This is a genomic window from Amycolatopsis sp. NPDC049253 (assembly GCF_040678995.1).
In the GTDB taxonomy this organism is placed as follows: Bacteria; Actinomycetota; Actinomycetes; order Mycobacteriales; family Pseudonocardiaceae; genus Amycolatopsis.
This window is the reverse complement of record NZ_JBFAQX010000001.1, coordinates 397,066-415,999: the sequence shown is the minus strand read 5'-3', so window position 1 is coordinate 415,999 and position 18,934 is coordinate 397,066. Positions and strand designations below refer to the sequence as shown.

The following is an 18,934-nucleotide window of genomic DNA, read 5'->3' as shown; positions in this document are numbered from 1 at the left end:
CCGATCAGTGGCACCATGATGAGCCGGTTCATGGTAAAAAACGGACCCTGATCTGTTCCGTGGTGAAACGAAGGGTGAGTCGAAGACTCGTGACGACGGCCGCCCCGGTCCCACCGTCTTGTCCGCTTCCCCTGCCGGCTTCCGGCTTTTCGCCGACTGTGACTCAGGAGTTCGTGAATCGTCGTGGAGAACAAAGATGAGTCCGGCAAGGCATACGACAAGTCGATCCGGAAAAGGCTGACCAGGACCGTTCTCATCCCGAGCATCACGCTGCTGGTGCTGGTGGCCGCGGTCTCGTCGTACTTTTTCATCAACGGCCTGTACGTGCGTCTCGTCGCCGTCTCCGTGCGTGAGGTGTCGATCCCCGCGATCCAGGCGCTGTCGTCACTGCAGCAGGAGCGCCAGGTCGCGCTTCAGTTCCTCGACACCCCCAACGCGGGGAACGGCGAGCTCCAGCAGCTGCAGAAGGGCACCGACGAGAAGCTCAGGGGCATGCAGGACGCCTTCGCGTCCACCATCTCGAGCGCGCCCGCCGAGATCGCCGACAAGGTCACCGCGCTGAAGACCCAGCTCGACCAGCTGCCGGTGCTGCGTTCGCAGATCAACTTCCGCACCATCGGCCGCGCACAGGTGAACTCCTACTTCAACGGCGTGCTCGACACGGCGTCGACGCTGTTCGACACGCAGGCCCGCATCGTGCCCGACGCGACGGCCGTGCAGGGCGCGATCTCCGCGACCTCGCTGTTCCGGGCGACCGACCTGATGTCGCGCGAGACCTCGCTGGTGACCAGCGCGCTCGCGAGCGGCACCTTCGCCCCCGACGACTTCGTGCAGTTCACGCAGCTGACCGGCTTCTACCGCACGCAGGTCAGCCAGATCGCGCCGTTCCTCGAGCCGGCGGTGCGCGACGACTACCAGGCGCTCGTGGCGAGCCCCGGCTGGAAACAGCTCACCGACGCGGAGAGCGCACTGGTGAAGCACGGCCCGTGGACGCCGGAGGACCGGGACACGGTGCCGGTCACGGCAGCGGACTGGCTGACCCTCACCGGCCAGGTCTCGAACAGCCTCACCCAGCTGACGATCGCCCAGGGCGACGAGGTGTCCGCCGCCGCCATCGAGTCCGGCGACTCGCAGCTGCGCAACGCGATCATCGGCAGTATCGCGGCCCTGATCGCCTCGCTGGTCGCGATCATCATCGCCGTGCGCGTGTCCCGCTCGCTCGTCGACCGCACCCTGATGACGCGGCTGGCGCGCCTGCGCAACGACTCGCTCGACCTCGCGCGCAACCGCCTGCCGAACATCGTCGACCGGCTCAAGAACGGCGAATCCGTGGACGTCGGCGCCGAGCTCCCGCAGCTCGACCACGGCCGCGACGAGATCGGCCAGGTGGCGGAGGCCTTCAACGCCGCCCAGCTGACCGCCGTCAACGCGGCCGCGAGCGAGGCGAAGGCGCGAAGCGGTGTGCACAACGTGTTCCTCGGTATCGCGCACCGCAACCAGGTGCTGGTGCACCGGCAGCTGCAGATCCTCGACGAGATGGAAAGCCGCGAGGAGAACTCGACCCAGCTGGCGTCGCTGTTCCAGCTCGACCACCTCGCCGCCCGCGCGCGCCGTACCACGGAAAACCTGATCATCCTCGGCGGCAAGCAGCCGGGCCGGCGCTGGCGCAAGCCGGTGTCGCTGATGGAGGTCCTGCGCGCCGCTGTCTCGGAGACCGAGCAGTACTCGCGGGTGCAGGTGGAGCAGGTGCCGGATGTGTCGATCGTCGGCTCGGCCGTGGCCGACGCCATCCACCTGATCGCCGAGCTCGTGGACAACGCCACGTCGTTCTCCCCGCCCGGCTCGCCGGTCGAGGTGACCAGCCGCATGGTCGCGCGCGGCGTCGTCGTCGACGTGTCCGACCAGGGTCTCGGCATGAAGGAAGCCGTGCGCGAGTGGGCCAACGCGATGATGGCCGACGCACCCGAGTTCGACGCCATGGCGCTGCGGGCCGATTCCAGCCTCGGCCTGTTCGTGGTCGCGCGCCTGGCTTCGCGGCTCGACATCACCGTCACGTTCGACCCGTCCCGGTACGGCGGCACGCGCGCCACCGTGCTGATCCCGTCCCAACACCTGGCCGGCAACGAGTCGGTCGACGCCGTCGGCAACGCCGAGTTCCGGTCCGAAGCCCCGCGTGAGCAAACCGGGGTGCTGGAGCCGGTGGGCGGTGCCGCGCGTCCGGCACTGGAGAACTCACCGCGTGTCATGGAATCCACCAGCTCGTTCACCGGTCAGATCCCGATGAGGCGAGACGCCAAGCCGAGGCCGTACCCGGCTCGCGCGTACACCCCGGGCGAGCCGGAGCCCCCGCAACCGCAACCGCCGGTCCAGGTGCCGGTCGCCGCGGCCGCGGAACCGGCCCGCGAGCCCGATCAGAGCCTGCTGGTCGGCGACGACCGGCCCCGGCTGCCCCGGCGGCAGCCGCAGCAGAACCTCGTCGCACAGCTGCAGCAGGACGACCCGGGTGACCAGGACGTCGACATCGCGGGCACCGGCGAAGCCACGGCCCGGACGCTGCTGGCGTTCCACAAGGGCACCCGCCGCGCCCGTGGCGGCACCGACGATGCCTAGTCCGCGACAGCACACAGGAAAGTCCACACAGGAAAGTCAAGGTCTCTCCGCATGAACGAGTACGGGAACTCCAAACCCGACCTCAACTGGCTCCTCGACGATGTCGTCCACCGCGTCGTCGGCGCGCAGAACGCCATCGTGCTGTCCGCCGATGGGTTGCTGCTCGGCAAGTCGAGCGGGATGAGCAAGGACGACTCCGACCAGTTGTCGGCGATCGCGTCCAGCCTGCAGAGCCTCGCCAAGGGGGTGAGCCGGCAGTTCAACCGGGGTCCCGTGCTGCAGAACATGATCGAGATGGAGGGCGGGTACCTCTTCGTGTCGGCCGCCGGCCAGGGCGCGTGCCTCGCGGTGCTGGCCGGCGCCGATGTGGACGTGGAGATGATCGCCTACGAGATGAACCGGCTGGTCAAGCGCGTCGGCGACTACCTCGCCTCGGCGCCGCGGGAAGCCGCCACCATGCTCAGGGAAGCCACGTGACCACCGCCGACTTGGTTGTTCCCGCGGAGGCGGCATGACAGACGACAACTGGTACGACGAGGCCGCCGGCCCGCTGGTTCGGCCCTACACGATCACCAGCGGCCGCACGCCGTCCGAAGGCGCCCAGCTCGACGTGTCGACGCAGGTGATGACCCTGCAGTCGGAACAGGAGCCGGCCGGCCTCGGTCCGGAGCACCTGGCGATCACCCGGCTGTGCCGGCGGCCGCTGTCGGTCGCGGAGATCGCGGTGTACGTGAAGCTGCCGCTCGGGGTCGTCCGGGTGCTGTGCGGCGACCTGATCGAACGCGGACTCGTCATCACGCGGTCCCCGTCCCACCAGCCGGCCCAGGCGCCGGACCACGAAACTCTCCAGGCGGTTCTCGATGGCCTCATCAAGCTCTGACGGCAAGGGCGCCGACTCGGTCCCGACGCCCGTCAAGATCATCATCGCCGGCGGGTTCGGCGCCGGGAAGACCACCATGGTCGGCTCGGTCAGCGAAATCCCGCCGCTGTCCACCGAGGAGGTGCTGACCGAGGCGAGCAACGGCGTCGACGACCTGTCCGGCGTGGAGCGCAAGAAGACCACCACGGTCGCACTCGACTTCGGCCGGATCACGATCTCGCCGCGCCACGTGCTGTACCTCTTCGGCACACCGGGCCAGGAACGCTTCTGGTTCATGTGGGACGACCTCGCGCGCGGCGCGATCGGGACCATCGTCCTCGCGGACACCCGCCGCCTGGAGACGAGCTTCGCGGCCGTCGACTTCTTCGAGCGCCGGCGGATCCCGTTCATCGTCGCGGTGAACTGCTTCGACAACGCCCCGCGCTACACCGCCGACGAGATCCGCGAAGCGCTGGTCGTGCCCGACCGCGTGCCGATCGTCATGTGCGACGCGCGGCAGCGGGACTCGAGCAAGATCGCGTTGATCCGCCTCGTGAAGCACGCGATGACGGTGGTTCCGCAACCTGCGTGAACCACCGGCTTCCACGGAACACAGTGGAGGGTCGCTCCCGACCGGAAGCAACCCTCCACTGTGGACTAGATCAGCCGACGGGCGCCATCGTCAGGTTGAAGTGCCGCAGGATCTTCGGCGCCTCGACGATCCGGTAACCCGGCACGCTCTCCGGGTTCTTCGCGATGTCACCCAGGATCTCGGCGACGTAGTCGTAGTGGCCCCGGGAGTAGGTCCGGCGCGGCAGCGCCAGGCGCACGAGCTCGAACGGCGCCGGCGTCACCAGCTCGTTGTTCTCGTCGAGCTCGCCGATGTAGAGCGAACCCAGTTCCGCACAACGGATCCCGCCCGCCAGGTACAGCTCGCACGCGAGCGAGTGGCCCGGGAAGCGGCTCGCCGGCAGGTGCGGCAGCAGACGGCCGGCGTTGAGGTACAGCGCGTGGATGCCCGGCGGCTGCACGATGTCCACGCCCGCGTCGTTCGCGAGCTGTGCCAGCCGCGCGGCCTCGGCCGCCCGCGCCTCGAGGTAGTGCGGGTCGAGCACCTCCTGCAGGCCCTTGGCGAGGCGGTCGAGATCGTGGGCGCCGAGGCCGCCGTAGGTGCGAAACCCCTCGGTGGCGATCAGGAGCGCCTCGCAGCGCTGCGCGAGCTCGGGATCGCGCAGACCGATGAACGCGCCCATCGGCGAGATGCCGTCCTTCTTGAGGCTGGCCACGCAGCCGTCGACGAGGCCGAACGCCTCCTCGGCCACCTCGCGCGGCGTCTTGCCCGCGTAGCCCGCCTCGCGCTGCACCACGAGCCAGGCGTTCTCCGCGAACCGTGCGGCGTCGAGGAAGATCGGCACACCGTGCGCGCGGGCCAGGCGGCTCGCGGCCGCCAGGTTCGCCATCGACACGGGCTGGCCACCGCCGCCGTTGTTGGTGATCGTGATGAGCACCATGCCGACGCGACCGGCGTCGGGCCCGGTCAGCAGCTGTTCCAGGACGTCGAGGTTGATGTTGCCCTTGAACGGTTCCAGGCTGTCGAGGTCGCCGAACTCGGCGCACGGCAGGTCGCGGGCCTCGGCGCCGAGCAGCTCGACGTTGGCGCGTGTGGTGTCGAAGTGGGTGTTGCTCACCGAGATCTTGCCCGGCCCCAGCACGTTCGTGAACAGCACGCGCTCGGCCGCACGGCCCTGGTGCACCGGCAGGAGGTGGGGGTAGTGCGTGAGCTCGCTCAGGGCCTCGCGGAAGCGGAAGAACGACTCGGACCCAGCGTAGGAGCGGTCCGCGGCCGCGGCCGCCGCCTCCTGCTTCGCGGAGACCGCGCCGGTTCCCGAGTCCGTGAGCAGGTCGATCGAGACCATGTTGGCCGGCAGGTTGAACGCGTTGTAGCCGGCCGCGGCGAGCGCACGTTCACGCTCGGCGCGGGTGGTGACCGGGATTTCCGCGACAACCTGGGCGCGGTAGGGCGGGAAGGTCCGCATCAGGTATTTCCTCCACTGTCTGGTGTCGGTGAAAAACTACCGCAGTCACGAAACCGGTCCGAGGACCGGCCTCTTTCGCGCAGGCAGAACCTGATATGCCTCTGACGACAGGTACACGGTGATTCCCGAGCCGAATTCCCCCATTCTCAGAGAGACGTGTGCGATCAGCCCGACACCGGCGCTCAGGGGGCGCTGCGAAACCGCTGCCAGGGCTTTGTCCAGTTTTGTCCCGTCGAAGCCGTACTGCGCGAGAACGGCGTGCGCGCGAGCGCGGGCCACTTCGTCATCGGGCACATAGCTGCGAATGGGCAGATAGACGCTGTAGTTGGCCGGCCGGGCTCCTGATCCCTCCACGAATGAATAGCTGGAGACCAGCGGCCGGTCTTCGAACGGGCCTTTCCCGCCGCCCAGCACGGCGAGGAACTCACGGATCAGCAGCGGGTCGGTGCCGGCCACCAGCTCCCCCGCGATCTCGACGTCGGCCGAGTCCGCGGCCTCGTGCGACACGTACACCTTCACCCGCGAGAGCGGATCGTCGTCGAGGTCGAGCGCGAAGAACGAGAAGTTGTCCCGCTCGCCGCGGCGCAGCGCGTGCTCGATCATGGGATCGAACGCCTCGTCGATGTTCAGCCGGCGCAACCCTTCGCTGACCAGCGAATCGGCCATCGACGGGCCGCTGATCTGCGGGTTCAGGTAGACCTTGATCTTCGGCGCGCGACCGGGTCGGAAGATCAGCGAGTACCACAGCGTGAACGGTCCCTGCCGCTCCTCGTGCGGCAGGAACAGGTCGGCGACGGCGTCGAGCCGGTCGGTGACCAGGCCGTATTCGCCGGCCACCTGGTCGAGGAACTCGCGGGGACTCCTCGACCCGACGGTCTCGCCGAGGACCCGCACCACACATTCACCCGTGGTGTCGAAGGCGAGCGAGAATTCGACGGGAGTTGTGTCGTCCGCCACATTCGAGGGGAATTCAGGTGGTGTCGCCAGGCTCTTTTCTCCCTGGGCGCCCAGCAGGCCACGCAATAAGCCCAGGTGACGGCCGTCCGTGCCGTCGAAACCGACTACTTCACAAAGCCGCTCGAGTTGTCCGCTGAGGTGGGTGTACATCGATAAATCAGCCATCGACACACTCGCTCCGACCATGACGCCGTATTCACCGTTCATTCGTGCTTCGCGCATTCGGCCTAATGCTGCCACCGCCAGTTGGCGGACAGACAAGAGGGCCGTCGATAGATTAGACGGAGGAATACTGCGCCGCTACGTCTGACGGGGCGATCCGGACACGAAAAGCTGTGTCTGAGTGTGCTTGCGGGGTCAAAGAGTTCACCTGAACAACGCATCGACACGAAGCCGTACTGCGGGTACGCGGGCGCGCACACGCGAGTCGATGCCCGGCGCGCAGCCCGGTTGGCGGCTGGACGCGTTCCGGGGCCGATGCCATCATCATCCGCGCCATCAGGCGGGTCCGAAGGGGTGCAGAAGTGACTTCAGTGACAAACACTGGCGAAGTCGAAGAGACCGTGCGTGGCTATTACAACGCAGCCATCGACGCCTATGCCGTGATGATGCCCCAGGACGCCTGGCATCACGGCGACGAACGCGCTCACAACGCGGGACTGTCCTCAGAGGAAGCCGCGCTGGACATGCAGCGCCAGCTGGTCGCCGCGACCGGGATCACCGCCGGTGACCTCGTGCTCGACTTCGGCTCCGGGGTCGGCGGCGCGGTGGTCAACATGGCGGAGATGTCGGGCGCGCGGTTCGTCGGCATCTCGAACAACGACGCGCTGACGGCGAAAGCCCAGCGGCTGGCCGCATCGCGTGGCTTGGCGGACAAGGCTTTCTTCCACTCCGTCGGGGACACCGAGTACCGGACGCTCGGGGCGTGGCCGGACGCCGCGTTCGCGGCCATCACCTACCAGGAGTCGGTGGTCCACCTGCCGGACAAACAAGCGTTCTTCAACGCCGCGTTCCGGGTGCTGCGCCCGGGCGGCACCCTGGCCGCCGTGGACTGGATCCAGCGCCCGTGGGGCGAACACCGCAGCCCCGAGCAGATCGAGGCGGTGATGGCCGAGGTCAACCGCGGGTTCTGCATCCCGCACCACGCCACCGTCGAGCAGTACCGGGACATGCTGGTCTCCGCCGGGTTCGACGTGCGCGAAGCGGTCGACCTCTTCCCGTCCGGCCCTTGCTGGGGCTCTACGCCCGAGGAGGAGCGCGACAAGTGGCTCACCTACGAAGGTGCGCGCAACGATCTGTTCCACGACTCGAAGATCGCGCTCGACGCGGCCCGGGCCGCCGGCGTGTTCTCCGTGGCCAAGCTGGTGGCGACCAAGCCGGCCTAGCGGCCTGAGTGGGCGCTTTCCGTGTCACAAACAGTGCTTTGCCAGGTCCCGAGCCCGAGCGGGCCACACAGACCTGGCAAAGCACTGTGCCGAGTGGACGGACGCCTACTCGATGGCTTCGATCCGCCGCCCGGTCGAGTCCGGGGCCGCCAGGGACAGCACTGCCGCCGCGACCGGGCCCACGATGCCGAAGGCCAGGGCGAGCGGGACCGTGCCCGCGATGGACAGCGCGACGAGCGGGAAGAGACCCGCGCCGAAGCCGCGGCCGGCGTAGTAGCTGAGGTTGGAGCCCGTGGAGCGCACGCGGGTCGGGAAGAACTCGGCCATCCAGACACCCAGCACGCCGAAGCCGCTGGCCGCGGCGGCGCACATCATGAGCGCCCAGAAGGTGGGCGAGCCCCAGAAGTTCGTGCCGATCTTCGCGTTGTGGGTGACGACGAGGATGAGGAACCAGGCGAAGCCGATGATCCCGAACGCGCCGGCGACGAACATGGCCCACTTGCGCTTGATCACGTCGGACAGCATCCCCGCCAGCGGGTAGGTCACGGCCGTGACGATGAGGTTGAGCAGCACGATCAGGCTGGCCGTGCCCAGCGGCACCTTCTCGACCTTGATCAGGAACGTCGACAGGTACGAGATCATCGAGTTGGTGGTGAGGAACAGGGCCGTCGCGATGGCCATGAACAGGATGGTGCCGCCGGCGTAGCCCTTGCGGAACAGGTCGACCACGGGAACCTTGGTGCGGCGCAGGTGTTCGGGCACCCGGCCTTCCCGCAGCTCTCGCTGGTAGGTGCGCCACTGGTCCGACTCCGGCAGCATGATCGCCGAGAACACCCCGATCAGCAAGGTCACGACGCCGATCACGATGTAGCCCGCGCGCCAGCCGGTGGCGGTGCCGAACTGGACGATGCAGAAGTAGATGACGCCCTCGGTCACGATCTGCCCGACGATGTACATCGACTGGATCGAGCCGCCCATCAGGCCGCGCTTGCTCGTCTTCCACGCCTCGGCGAACATCGAGTACGACAGTCCGAACAGGCCACCCATGCCGACGCCGGCAAGCAGCCGCGTGAGCAGGAACAGCAGGTAGTTCGGTGCCAGCCCGCCGAGCAGCGCGGCGAGCCCGAAGACGACCACCGAGCCCGTGTACGTCCAGCGGCGGCCATAGAGGTCACCGAGCCAGCCGACGAGGATGCCGCCCGCGATCGAGGCGAAGCCTTGCAGTGTCGCGACCTGCACGATCTGGATGGTGCTCACGTGCAGGCTTTCCGACAGGTACGTCAGTGGGTAGCCGACGAGGTTCAGCTCGGCGCCGTCGAACAGCGTGCCGAGGAAGGCGAACACGAGGATTCGTGCGGTTGCCGGATGGACGCCGGTGCCCCCGCCGGTCGGGGCGGAGATGCGGACGTTCGACATGCAGGGGCCTTTCGCGGGGGGGGAGTGGGAGGAGCGAGGGGTCAGTCGGGGAGCTGCTGGCCGCGCGTCTCGGGACAGAACGGGGCGACGACGAGGCCGAGGATGTAGATGAGCCCGACGACGGTGGCGGCCACGCCGTACCCGCCGAGCTGCGAGATGATCGCGCCCGCGGTGAGCGGGCCGAGGAACGCGATGAAGCGCGCGGCGTTGAAGACGAACGCGGCGCCGGTCGCGCGCAGGTGCGTCGGGTAGAACTCGGGCAGCCACACCGGCATCCAGGTGTACTGGCCGAGGGTGAAGAAGCCGTTGATCACCAGGACGATCACGATCAGGCCGAGGCTGTGCGTCCAGAGGAACAGCACGGGTGTGAGGATCAACGACGCTCCGAAGAACAGCAGTACCGCGGGTTTTCGGCCGAAGCGGTCGGCGATGAAGCCGAACGAGATGTACCCGGCGATGGCGCCCGCGTTGTAGATCATCCCGGCCGCACTGGCCCACGACTGGCCCGAAGCACCGTTGCGGGCCGCGACCGAAGCGACGTACGCGGGCACCCAGGTGGAGATGCCCCACCAGCCGAGCGTGGTGACCAGGGACATGAGCGACCCGAGGATGGTCAGCTTGCGCAGCTTGGGGTCGATCATGATCTGGCGCAGCGTGAGCCGCGTGAACGACTGCTCGTGCTCGGTGAGCTGCTGGTCCTTGCGTTCCTTGAGCTCCTTGAGCTCCTTGCGCCGCTTGTGCGCGCTCTTCCAGTTCTCGGACTCCGGCACGGACTTGCGCAGCCACAGCGCGAACAGCGCCGGCAGCACGCCGATCAGGAACATGTAGCGCCACGAGTCCGCGCCCAGCGGCGCGATGAACAGCCAGCAGGCCGACGCGATGAAGAAGCCCAGCCCGAGGCCGCACTGCATGAGACCCGCGGCCTTGGCCCGCGCGTTGGCCGGCCAGGTTTCGGCGACCAGCGACGTGCCCGTGCCCCACTCCGAACCGAGCGCGAAGCCGGTGATGAAGCGCAGCACGAGGAACGACGCCCACGACCACGACGCCGCGGTGAGGCCGGTGAACGTCGCGTACAGGACCATCGACGTCAGCAACGCCCGGCGCCGGCCGAAGTAGTCGGCGAAGACGCCGCCGAGGATGCCGCCGAAGCCCCAGCCCAGCAGTGTCACCGCGATCGTGGCGCCGGTCAGGAAGGCGACCTGGCTCGCGGGCGCGCCGGGGTCGAGCCGCTTGAGCACCACCGCCGCCGTGAGGATCAGGGCGTAGGTCTCGAAGCCGTCGAACAGCCAGCCGAGGTTGGCTGCGATCAGTGACCGCCACTGGGTTCGGGTCAGGGTCTTGGTCCACGAGGTGGACTTGACGGCGACTTCGCTCACGGCCATCTCCTTTCCGGGCCGCCATGGGCCGGATCGAGATTCGAAAGGCGGGACAGGTTGTCCTCTATTGAGGACATTGAGTCCCGCATGCGGCACATTAAGCGAGCCGGTCGACAGCGGTCAAGGAACGCACGACCCGGCAAGGTCGGAATACTTCCGAAGATGCGGAATTATTCCGCGATTTTCACCGCACCTCCGGTTCGGTCGGTGATCCTGAGTCCGCATTCGCGGATCAGTTCGCCATGTTGATCCACAGTGGACTCGTTCAGCTCCGAAGAGAACGCGAGCGTGCAGACGACCATCGAGACGCGCCGCTGAGCGTCGAACACCGGTGCCGCCAACCCGGACTGACCGAGGTCGAACTCCCTGATGCTGACGCTGTAGCCGCGCTCACGCGTGGCGGCCATCTCCTCACGCAGCGCGGCCCGCGCGGTGATGGTCTCAGCCGTGAAACCTTCGAGCCCGTAGCGCTCCACGAGCCGCTCGACGTTCGCCGGGTCCTCCCACGCGTAGAACGCGCGCATGATCGCGGGCGCGGAGAAGGGGAAGGTGTCGCCGATGCCGACGGTGATCCGCACCCCCTTGCCCCGGTCGCCCTTGGCCAGCACGGAGTACTCGGCGGCACCGTGGCGCTGCACCGCGAAGACGATGAAGCCGGTGCGCTGGCTCAGCGAATCGAGCTCCTGCTGCACGATGTCGGTCATCCAGTCCTCGGACACGCGGGCCATCGACAGCAGCCGCGGCCCCATAGACCAGCCACCGCGGTCGCCGCGCGTCGCGGTCCAGCCGGCTCGCTGCAGCGTGCCGAGGATGTTGTACGCCGTACTGCGGTTGAGCCCGAGCTCCTCGATCAGCGCCCCGGAGGACACCGGCTCCGGCCAATCGCGGGCAATCCGCTCCAGGAGCCGCACCGCGTTCAGCACCGCCGGAACGTCGCTCATGATCCGTCACCCCTCGCCATTCTGCTTCAGCGCACGGTAGCCGAGCCCTTTCGGGACTCGCCAGGACCGTGTTGCTGGTCCGGCCAAAAGCAGGCCGACCCCCTCTGCGGCACGTAACCGCCGCTACGAGGTCATTCGGCCGTGACTGTGGCTGGATCAGCAACCAATGATGCAGTAACGTCCTGTAGAGCAGACACTAAGTCCTCTATGGTGGTCATATGAAGCTAGGATCCTCCTTTGTCGTCCCCGCGGACCACAAACGCGTTTTCGCCCATTTCCTCGACCCGGACACGATGCGGGTCGCCATCCCCGGCGCCGCGGAGCTCGTCCGTTCGGACAGCACGCACTACCGCGGCAAGCTGGTCAACGAGATCGCGCACGTGAAGTTCAGCGCCGGGTTCTCCGCCGAGATCACGGAGCTGACCGAGCCCGAGGAGGTCAAGGCCCTCCTGAAGGGCGAGGACCACAAGCTCGGCAGCTCGATCAAGATCGACGCCCGGCTGGGCGTGCAGCCCGACGGCGAGACTTCGTCCAAAGTGGAGTACAGCCTCGACGTCGCGATCTGGGGCAAGATCGGGCGCATGGGCGAGTCGATCGTCCGGCGCCGCTCGCAGGAGGTGGAGCGGGAGTTCGTGGCCGCGTTCGCCGAGATCTGCGCCGCGGGCCCGCCCGGGCCGGACAACCCCGGGCTGGCGAGCGTGATCGCCAAACGGGAAGGCCCGAAGAAGCGGGTCTCCGAGACGCCGGCCGGTGACGCCGCGCCCGCGAAGGAATCGTGGTGGCGCCGCCTGCTCGCGAAGCTGTTCGGCGGCAAGAAATGACCGCCTACCACTACCCCACCACGCTCGACGAGACCTGCGCGCTCCTCGACGACGGTGAGGACACGATGGTCTACGGCGGCGGCACGGCCGTGCAGATCCTGCTCAAGCAGGGTGTGCTGTTCGCCACGGACCTGGTCGACATCGGCGGCGTGCCGGGCCTCGACGAGATCACCGAGACGTCGAAGGGGCTGCGGGTCGGCCCGCTGGTCACGTTGCGGCGCATGGAAACCAGCCCGGTCGTCCGCCGGGTCGCCCCGCTCGCGGCCGAGGTCTACAGCCGCGTGGCCAACCCTCGCGTGCGCAACACCGCGAGCGTCGGCGGCAACATCGCCCACGGCGACTACCGGCTCGACCCGCCGACGGCGTTGATGGTGCTCGACGCGACCGTGGAGCTCACCTCGCGCCGCGGTTCGCGCAAGGTGCCGGCGCGCGAGTTCTTCGTCGACTTCCAGCAGACCGCGCTGGAGCACGGCGAGCTCGTGTCGGCGATCGAGATCCCCAGCCAGCCCGAGTCCGCGGGCGCGCACTTCGCGAAGCTCTCCAGCCTCGCGGCCAACGACTGGCCCGCGGCTTCGGCGGCGGCGCTCGTGGTGGAGCGCTCGCGGGGCAAGCGCGACGTCCGGCTCGGCCTCGGCGCGTTGAGCCACGTGCCGGTGTTCCTGCAGTTCGAAGCGTCGGCCGACACCTCCGTGGACGACGTCGTCGGTGCCGCGAAGGAAGCCGCGACCCCTCTGCTCGACCCGATTCCCGACGTGCGCGGGAGTTCCGACTACAAGCGGCGCCTCGGCCTCGTGGCCGTCGAAGAAGCCGTCCGCAACTCCTGGAAGGAGGGCAGCGATGACCACCGTCGAGTCTCGATCTTCGGTCGCCGCCGTCGGTGAGCGCTGGGCGCGCGTCGACGGCCGGGCCAAGGTCCGCGGCGAACTGCGCTATGCGGCCGACCAGCCGGTGCGGCCGTGCCTCGACGTCGCCCTGCACCGCAGCACCCGCCCGCACGCGAAGATCACCGCCATCGACACGAGCCGCGCGCTCGCGGCCGAGGGCGTGGTCGCCGTGGTGACCGGCGCGGACCTGTACGCGGAGTTCGGCGACCGGCTCATGACGGGCCCGGCGTTCTCCGACCAGCCGTGCCTCGCCTACGGCAAGGTGCGCTACGTCGGCGAGCCGATCGTCGCGGTGATCGCCCACGGCGTCAAGCAGGCGCGGGAGGCCGCCGAGCTGATCGAGGTCTCCTACGACGAGCTCGAGCCGGTGCACGACGTCGACAAGGCCGTGCAGGGAGCGCCGTTCGTGCACGACGAGCTGCGGCCGTCGATCGTCTTCGGCGACCTGAAGCACCTGCGCGGCAAGCGCGACACGAACGTGAACTACGAGTACAACCTGCGCAAGGGCGACCCGTCGAGCGTCAGCGGTACCACCGTGTCGTACGACTTCTGGTGCCCGCCGACGCACCACGTGCCGATCGAGCTGCCGTACGCGGCCGCGTGGTGCGAGGGCGAGCGGCTGGAGCTGCTGGCCACCACGCAGACGCCGTCGTACGTGCGCCAGTCGCTGGCCGACCTGCTCGACCTGCCGCTGAACCGCGTCCGCGTGCGCACCGCGCCCCTGGGCGGGAGCTTCGGCGCGAAGATGTACGACCGGCTGGAGCCGTTGGTGGCGGCGCTGGCGTGGACGCAGAAGATGGCCGTGAAGATCACGGCGACCCGCGAAGAGGCGTTCCTCCTCACCACCCGCCACGGCTGCGCGGTGGCGGGCAGCATGACGGCGGACGAGAACGGCATGATCGTGGCGTCCACTTCGGACGTCCGCTACGACACCGGCGCGTACGCCGATGTCGGCCCGCGCATCACCGCGAAGTCGGGTCTCGTCGCGCCGGGCCCGTACAAGATCGAAAACGTGCGAGTGCGGTCCCGGTGTGTCTACACGAACAAGCCGTCGGCCGGGCCGTTCCGCGGGTTCGGCGTGCCGCAGGTGACCTGGGCGCACGAGTCGCTGGCCGACGAGCTCGCGCGGCAGCTCGGCGAGGACCCGGTGGAGTTCCGCCGCCGCAACATGCTGCGCGAGGGCGACGTCGCGCCGGTCGGCACGCCGATGCACAGCGCCGACTTCCTGGGCAGCCTCGACGCCGTGACCGAGGCGATCGGGTGGGGCACGCCGTTCGTGAAGCAGGAGGGCACGCTGGTGCGCGGCCGCGGTGTCGCGGTCGGTGTGAAGGCCGTGCTCACGCCCACGATCTCCAACGCGGTGGTGCAGCTCAACCAGGACGGCTCGGCGTCGCTGCTGATCAGCACCATCGACATGGGCCAGGGCAGCGACACGATCATGGCGCAGATCGCGGCCGAGGTGCTGTGCCTCGGCGAAGGCGACGTGCGCGTGATCCAGGCCGACACCGACGTGACGCCCTACGACACGATCACCGCCGGCAGCCGCTCGACCTACCACACCGGCAACGCCGTGCGCCTGGCCGCGGAGAACATGCGCGACAAGCTCGTGGAGCTGGCGGCGGAGCGTTTCGGCGTGGAGGCGACGGACATCAAGCTCACGTCCGACGGTCTCGTCAGCGCGCAGACGCAGGAAACCGTCTCCGTGTCGGAACTGCTGCACGGCCACTTCGGGGCGCGCGGCACGACCCTGACGGCGGAGGCGAACTTCACCACGTCGTGGCAGCCGTACGACCACGAGAACGGCCTGTCGCCGCAGGTCACCGAGCACTGGTTCGCCGGTGCGGCCGCGGTGCAGCTCACCGTGGACACGGCGACCGGGCGCGTGCACATCGAGCACCTGGCCGTGGCCGGCGACGTCGGCCGCGCGATCAACCCCGCGATGGTGGAGCAGCAGCTCTCCGGCGCGGCGATCATGGGCATCGGGCACGCGCTGTTCGACCAGATGGTGTTCGACGAGGGCCAGATCGTGAACGGCACGCTGCTGGACTACCAGCTGCCGTCCATCAAGGACATGCCGGACAAGCTCACGCCGATCATCATTGAGAGTCCACATCGGACGGGTCCGTTCGGCGCCAAGGGCGTCGGCGAGACCACCATCATCCCGCTCGCGCCGGCCATCGCCAATGCCGTGCGCGACGCGACCGGCGTGCGCATCACGCAGCTGCCGCTGACGCCGGAACGCATTCTGACCGCGCTGGAGGAACAGTCGTGAGGGAGATCGAGCTGAAGGTCAACGGCCTGCGCCGCAAGCTGGGCGTGGCCGACGACGAGCTGCTGCTCGACGTGCTGCGCCGCGAGTTCGGCACCACGAGCGTGCGCGAAGGCTGCGGTGTCGGTGCGTGCGGCGCCTGCACGGCGCTGGTCGGCGGCAAGAGCGTCTCGACGTGCCTCTCGCGGGCCGCGCGCTTCGACGGTGCCGAGATCACCACCGCCGACGGCCTGCCGGCCGACGACGAGGTGGTGGACGAGTTCGTCGCCAACCGCGCGATGCAGTGCGGCTACTGCATTCCCGGGTTCGTGATGATGGCCCACGAGCTGCTGGGCGAGAACCCGCAGCCGACCGACGAAGAGGTCGTGGAGCACCTGGAGGGCAACATCTGCCGCTGCGGCACGTACTCCGAGATCCACGCCGCGATCAAGGCCGCGGCCACGCGCCGGGCCGCCAGGAACGAAAGGGCCACCGCGTGAACGTCGAAACCCCGCAGGGCACGCTGCACGTCCACCGGACGGGCTCGGCCGGCCGGCCGCTGCTGCTCCTGCACCCGCTCGCGCTGTCCGGAGCGGTCTGGGACCCGGTCGCGCGGTTCTTCGAGGACAAGGCCCAGGTCCTGGCACTGGACGCACGTGGCCACGGTGAGTCCACTTGGGACGGTTCCGACTTCACCGTGGACGACATGGCGGCGGACGCGGCGGCGGTTCTGGAAGCAGCGGACGCCGGCCCGGCCGACGTCGTCGGCCTGTCCATGGGCGCCAGCACCGCGCTGGCCCTCGCGGCGACCCGACCGGAGCTCGTGCACCGGCTGGTCCTGGCCGACGGCACGGCGTACTACGGCGACGACGCGGTGCCGGTCTGGGCGGAGCGGGCCGAGCGGGCGACGACGGTGCCCCGGGACAAGCAGCTCGACTTCCAGCGCGACCGGTGGTTCGCCGAGCCGTTCCTCACCGGCCACCCGGACGAGGTCGAGCGGGTCTGCGAGATCTTCCTCAAGACCGACTCGGCCGCCCACGGCGCGGCCTGCCGCGCACTCGGCGGCCTGGACGCACGCACCCGCCTCGGCGACGTCAAGGCTCCGACGCTCGTGGTCGTCGGCGAGGAGGACTACGCGACCCCGCCCGCGATGTCCGAGGCACTGGCGGCGGGCATCGCCAACGCCGAGCTGCGCGTCCTGGAGAAGACCCGGCACCTCAGCCTCCTGGAGCGACCGGACCTGTGGCCGTCGCTGGCGTCGTTCTTCGGCGGCACGCAGTGACGGACGAACCCCTCCTCAGCCTCCGCACCCACCTCGACGCGATCGCCGGCTACGGCGAGCTGCGCGACGTGAAGGGCGCCGACTGGGACCTCGAGCTGGGCGGCATCGCCGAGCTGAGCTACCGGATGGACCCGCCGCCCGCGTTGCTGTTCGACGACATCAAGGGCTACGCGAGCGGCAAGCGCGTCCTGACGGGCAGCACGGGTTCGCCACGCCGGCTGGGCCGCACGCTGCGGCTCGGCGAGGACCTCGACTCCGTCGGCGTGGTGGACGCCCTGCGCGGCAAGCCTTCCCAGTGGTCGGCCACCGCGCGGGACTTCCCCGTCCTGCCGGTGACCGAGGCGCCGCTGCTGGCCAACTCCGTGCCCGGCTCCGAGGTCAACCTCCTCGACTTCCCCGTCCCCCGCTGGCACGCGGACGACGGCGGCCGCTTCATCGGCACCGGCTGCTTCGTGGTGACGTCCAACCCGGAAACCGGCGTCCACAACGGCGGCTGCTACCGCATGGAGGTCCAGGACGACGGCCGCGGCGTCACCGTCGCCATGGTCCCGGGCAAACACGGCGACCAGAACGTGCGAGCGTGGTTCGAGAAGGAAGGCCGGGCTCCGGTCACGGTGTCGTTCGGCCACGACCCGCTGCTGCTCGTGCTCGGCGGCACGGAGGTGCCGGGCGGGGTTTCCGAGCTGGAGTACGCGGGCGCGGTGCTGGGTTCACGCGTGCCGGTGGTGCTCGGCCCCGACACCGGGCTGCCGATCCCGGCCGGCAGCGAGATCGCCATCGAGGGCTGGCTGCGGCCGGACCACCAGCGGGACGAGGGCCCGTTCGGCGAGTGGACCGGGTACTACTCCGGCAAGCGCCGGCCGAACCTGGCCATCGACATCACGCGCATGTACTACCGCGACAACCCGATCCTGCTGGGTGCGCCACCCGGGAAACCGCCGCACGACTACTCGTACATGCGGACCGTGATGAAGTCCGCGATGATCCACGACGAGCTCGCCGCCACCGGCGTGCCGGGTGTGGTGAAGGCGTGGGCGCACGAATCGGGTGGCGGGCGGCTGTTCATCGCGGTTTCGCTGCAGCAGCGCTACCCGGGCCACGCGCGGCAGGTCGCGTACCTCGCCGCCCAGTGCCCCGCCGCGGCGTACATGAACCGCTACGTGGTCGTGGTGGACGACGACGTCGACCCCGCCGACCCGGACGAGGTCATCTGGGCCATGTCCACCCGCACCGACCCCTCACGCGACATCGAGGTCATGAAGCAGACGTGGGGCAGCAAACTCGACCCGCTGTACGTGGACGGTTCCCCCGCCTACAACAGCCGCGCCATCATCGACGCCTGCCGCCCCTTCGAGCGCCTGGCCACCTTCCCCAAGGTGGCCTCCAGCGACCCGGCGTTCCTGGCCACGCTGGCCGACAAGTGGCGTGACGTGCTGGATCAGAAGCCAGGAAACAGCTGACGGAAGTCGTCAAGGGTGGTGTCGCCGGCGGTCTGGAGGCCGTCCTCCGGGCGGTTGCGTCCGTAGAAGAGCCGGAGGGCGGCTTCTCGGCCGCCGGTGAGTTGCGCTTCGCCGGGGTTTTCGGCCTTGGTTCCAGTGAGGTGCAGTTCGCTCTCGGTGATCTCCAAACTGCCGTCCGGCACGGTGACCGTGCGCGGCGCGAGCCGCTTTCGGGTGTCGGCGTCGTGGAACCTGCTGACGACGAGGTCGATTCGCTGCCACAGCAGCTCGCTCTCGCGCACCGTCACCCCTCGGTCCAGGACCACCTCGATGTCCCAGCCGTGAAGCGCCTGTTCCGACAACCGGTATCCCGCGTACTCGCTCAGGCTCAGCGGACCGGCGAAGTACGGGATGGTGATGCTCTTGCCGACGGTGGCCAGCACGTCGCGGTGGGTCTGGTCGGCTTCGAACCACGCTTCCCGCTGCTCAGGCCCCGCCATCGCGTCCCACTTCGCCCACACCGGCTTCGCGTCGTCCCCGGTCGGCGGAGTCAGATCCCCCTCCGCACCTCGGCGCACGAGCGTCGTGCAGATCTCCGCCGCGCTCCCCAAGTGCGACAGCACCTGCGCGACGCTCCACCCGCCGGGCCTCCCGAACGCCGGCAGCGCGAGCTTCTCCTC

General features: G+C 69.0%; 17 protein-coding genes. 11 read left to right on the top strand and 6 right to left on the bottom strand.

Features of this window, described 5'->3' with window-relative positions; translation table 11 throughout:
* Positions 1 to 183 precede the first annotated feature (183 nt).
* Genes AB0K15_RS02125 through AB0K15_RS02110 form a run of 4 tightly spaced genes read left to right on the top strand, consistent with a single transcriptional unit; the run spans position 184 to position 4,061 of the window.
* On the top strand, positions 184 to 2,610 hold the full coding sequence (locus AB0K15_RS02125) for a nitrate- and nitrite sensing domain-containing protein (protein ID WP_364044461.1): 2,427 nt from the start codon (positions 184 to 186) through the stop codon (positions 2,608 to 2,610).
* A gap of 51 nt (positions 2,611 to 2,661) precedes the next feature.
* Positions 2,662 to 3,087, top strand: a complete 426-nt coding sequence (locus AB0K15_RS02120) for a roadblock/LC7 domain-containing protein (RefSeq protein WP_285970952.1) — start codon at positions 2,662 to 2,664, stop codon at positions 3,085 to 3,087.
* Positions 3,088 to 3,121: 34 nt separating this feature from the next.
* Positions 3,122 to 3,490, top strand: a complete 369-nt coding sequence (locus AB0K15_RS02115) for a DUF742 domain-containing protein (RefSeq protein WP_285970953.1) — start codon at positions 3,122 to 3,124, stop codon at positions 3,488 to 3,490.
* Positions 3,471 to 4,061, top strand: a complete 591-nt coding sequence (locus tag AB0K15_RS02110) for an ATP/GTP-binding protein (RefSeq protein ID WP_364044457.1) — start codon at positions 3,471 to 3,473, stop codon at positions 4,059 to 4,061. The genes AB0K15_RS02115 and AB0K15_RS02110 overlap by 20 nt, the downstream gene beginning before the upstream one ends.
* A gap of 70 nt (positions 4,062 to 4,131) precedes the next feature.
* On the opposite strand, the gene AB0K15_RS02105 is transcribed toward AB0K15_RS02110, so the two are convergent.
* Together AB0K15_RS02105 and AB0K15_RS02100 are read right to left on the bottom strand one after the other, a co-directional pair.
* Positions 4,132 to 5,505, bottom strand: coding sequence for a tryptophanase (locus AB0K15_RS02105; protein WP_364044454.1), 1,374 nt, complete (start codon positions 5,503 to 5,505; stop codon positions 4,132 to 4,134).
* A gap of 45 nt (positions 5,506 to 5,550) precedes the next feature.
* On the bottom strand, positions 5,551 to 6,684 hold the full coding sequence (locus AB0K15_RS02100) for a tryptophan dimethylallyltransferase family protein (protein WP_364044451.1): 1,134 nt from the start codon (positions 6,682 to 6,684) through the stop codon (positions 5,551 to 5,553).
* A 302-nt stretch (positions 6,685 to 6,986) separates the two neighbouring features.
* Here AB0K15_RS02100 and AB0K15_RS02095 point away from each other — a divergent pair, with 302 nt between their 5' ends.
* On the top strand, positions 6,987 to 7,847 hold the full coding sequence (locus AB0K15_RS02095; RefSeq protein WP_364044448.1) for a methyltransferase domain-containing protein: 861 nt from the start codon (positions 6,987 to 6,989) through the stop codon (positions 7,845 to 7,847).
* A 105-nt stretch (positions 7,848 to 7,952) separates the two neighbouring features.
* Here AB0K15_RS02095 and AB0K15_RS02090 read toward each other — a convergent pair whose 3' ends face one another.
* The 3 genes from AB0K15_RS02090 to AB0K15_RS02080 all read right to left on the bottom strand — a co-directional run bounded on the left by AB0K15_RS02090 (position 7,953) and on the right by AB0K15_RS02080 (position 11,580).
* A complete protein-coding gene (locus AB0K15_RS02090) occupies positions 7,953 to 9,263 on the bottom strand; it encodes an MFS transporter (protein ID WP_364044445.1) in 1,311 nt (436 codons plus the stop codon).
* 41 nt (positions 9,264 to 9,304) lie between these two features.
* Positions 9,305 to 10,639, bottom strand: a complete 1,335-nt coding sequence (locus AB0K15_RS02085) for an MFS transporter (protein ID WP_364044442.1) — start codon at positions 10,637 to 10,639, stop codon at positions 9,305 to 9,307.
* A 170-nt stretch (positions 10,640 to 10,809) separates the two neighbouring features.
* Entirely contained in the window at positions 10,810 to 11,580 is a 771-nt protein-coding gene (locus AB0K15_RS02080) for an IclR family transcriptional regulator (protein ID WP_364044439.1), read from the bottom strand.
* Between the two features lie 218 nt (positions 11,581 to 11,798).
* Here AB0K15_RS02080 and AB0K15_RS02075 point away from each other — a divergent pair, with 218 nt between their 5' ends.
* From AB0K15_RS02075 to AB0K15_RS02050, 6 genes are read left to right on the top strand one after another with little or no spacing between them, the layout of a single operon-like run.
* On the top strand, positions 11,799 to 12,401 hold the full coding sequence (locus AB0K15_RS02075; RefSeq protein WP_364044436.1) for an SRPBCC domain-containing protein: 603 nt from the start codon (positions 11,799 to 11,801) through the stop codon (positions 12,399 to 12,401).
* Complete coding sequence (locus AB0K15_RS02070; RefSeq protein WP_364044433.1) at positions 12,398 to 13,282, top strand: FAD binding domain-containing protein; 885 nt, start codon at positions 12,398 to 12,400, stop codon at positions 13,280 to 13,282. The genes AB0K15_RS02075 and AB0K15_RS02070 overlap by 4 nt, the downstream gene beginning before the upstream one ends.
* The gene (locus AB0K15_RS02065; protein ID WP_364044430.1) at positions 13,239 to 15,557 is read left to right on the top strand and encodes a xanthine dehydrogenase family protein molybdopterin-binding subunit; all 2,319 of its coding nucleotides are present in this window, start codon (positions 13,239 to 13,241) and stop codon (positions 15,555 to 15,557) included. Before AB0K15_RS02070 ends, AB0K15_RS02065 begins: the two co-directional genes overlap by 44 nt.
* Complete coding sequence (locus AB0K15_RS02060) at positions 15,554 to 16,033, top strand: (2Fe-2S)-binding protein (RefSeq protein ID WP_364044427.1); 480 nt, start codon at positions 15,554 to 15,556, stop codon at positions 16,031 to 16,033. Before AB0K15_RS02065 ends, AB0K15_RS02060 begins: the two co-directional genes overlap by 4 nt.
* Entirely contained in the window at positions 16,030 to 16,815 is a 786-nt protein-coding gene (locus AB0K15_RS02055; protein WP_364044424.1) for an alpha/beta fold hydrolase, read from the top strand. Before AB0K15_RS02060 ends, AB0K15_RS02055 begins: the two co-directional genes overlap by 4 nt.
* Complete coding sequence (locus AB0K15_RS02050; RefSeq protein WP_364044421.1) at positions 16,812 to 18,275, top strand: UbiD family decarboxylase; 1,464 nt, start codon at positions 16,812 to 16,814, stop codon at positions 18,273 to 18,275. The genes AB0K15_RS02055 and AB0K15_RS02050 overlap by 4 nt, the downstream gene beginning before the upstream one ends.
* Here the strand turns inward: AB0K15_RS02050 and AB0K15_RS02045 are convergent.
* Positions 18,254 to 18,919, bottom strand: coding sequence for a maleylpyruvate isomerase N-terminal domain-containing protein (locus tag AB0K15_RS02045; protein WP_364045348.1), 666 nt, complete (start codon positions 18,917 to 18,919; stop codon positions 18,254 to 18,256). The two genes, AB0K15_RS02050 and AB0K15_RS02045, sit on opposite strands and share 22 nt — an antisense overlap.
* Between the last annotated feature and the right edge of the window lie 15 nt (positions 18,920 to 18,934).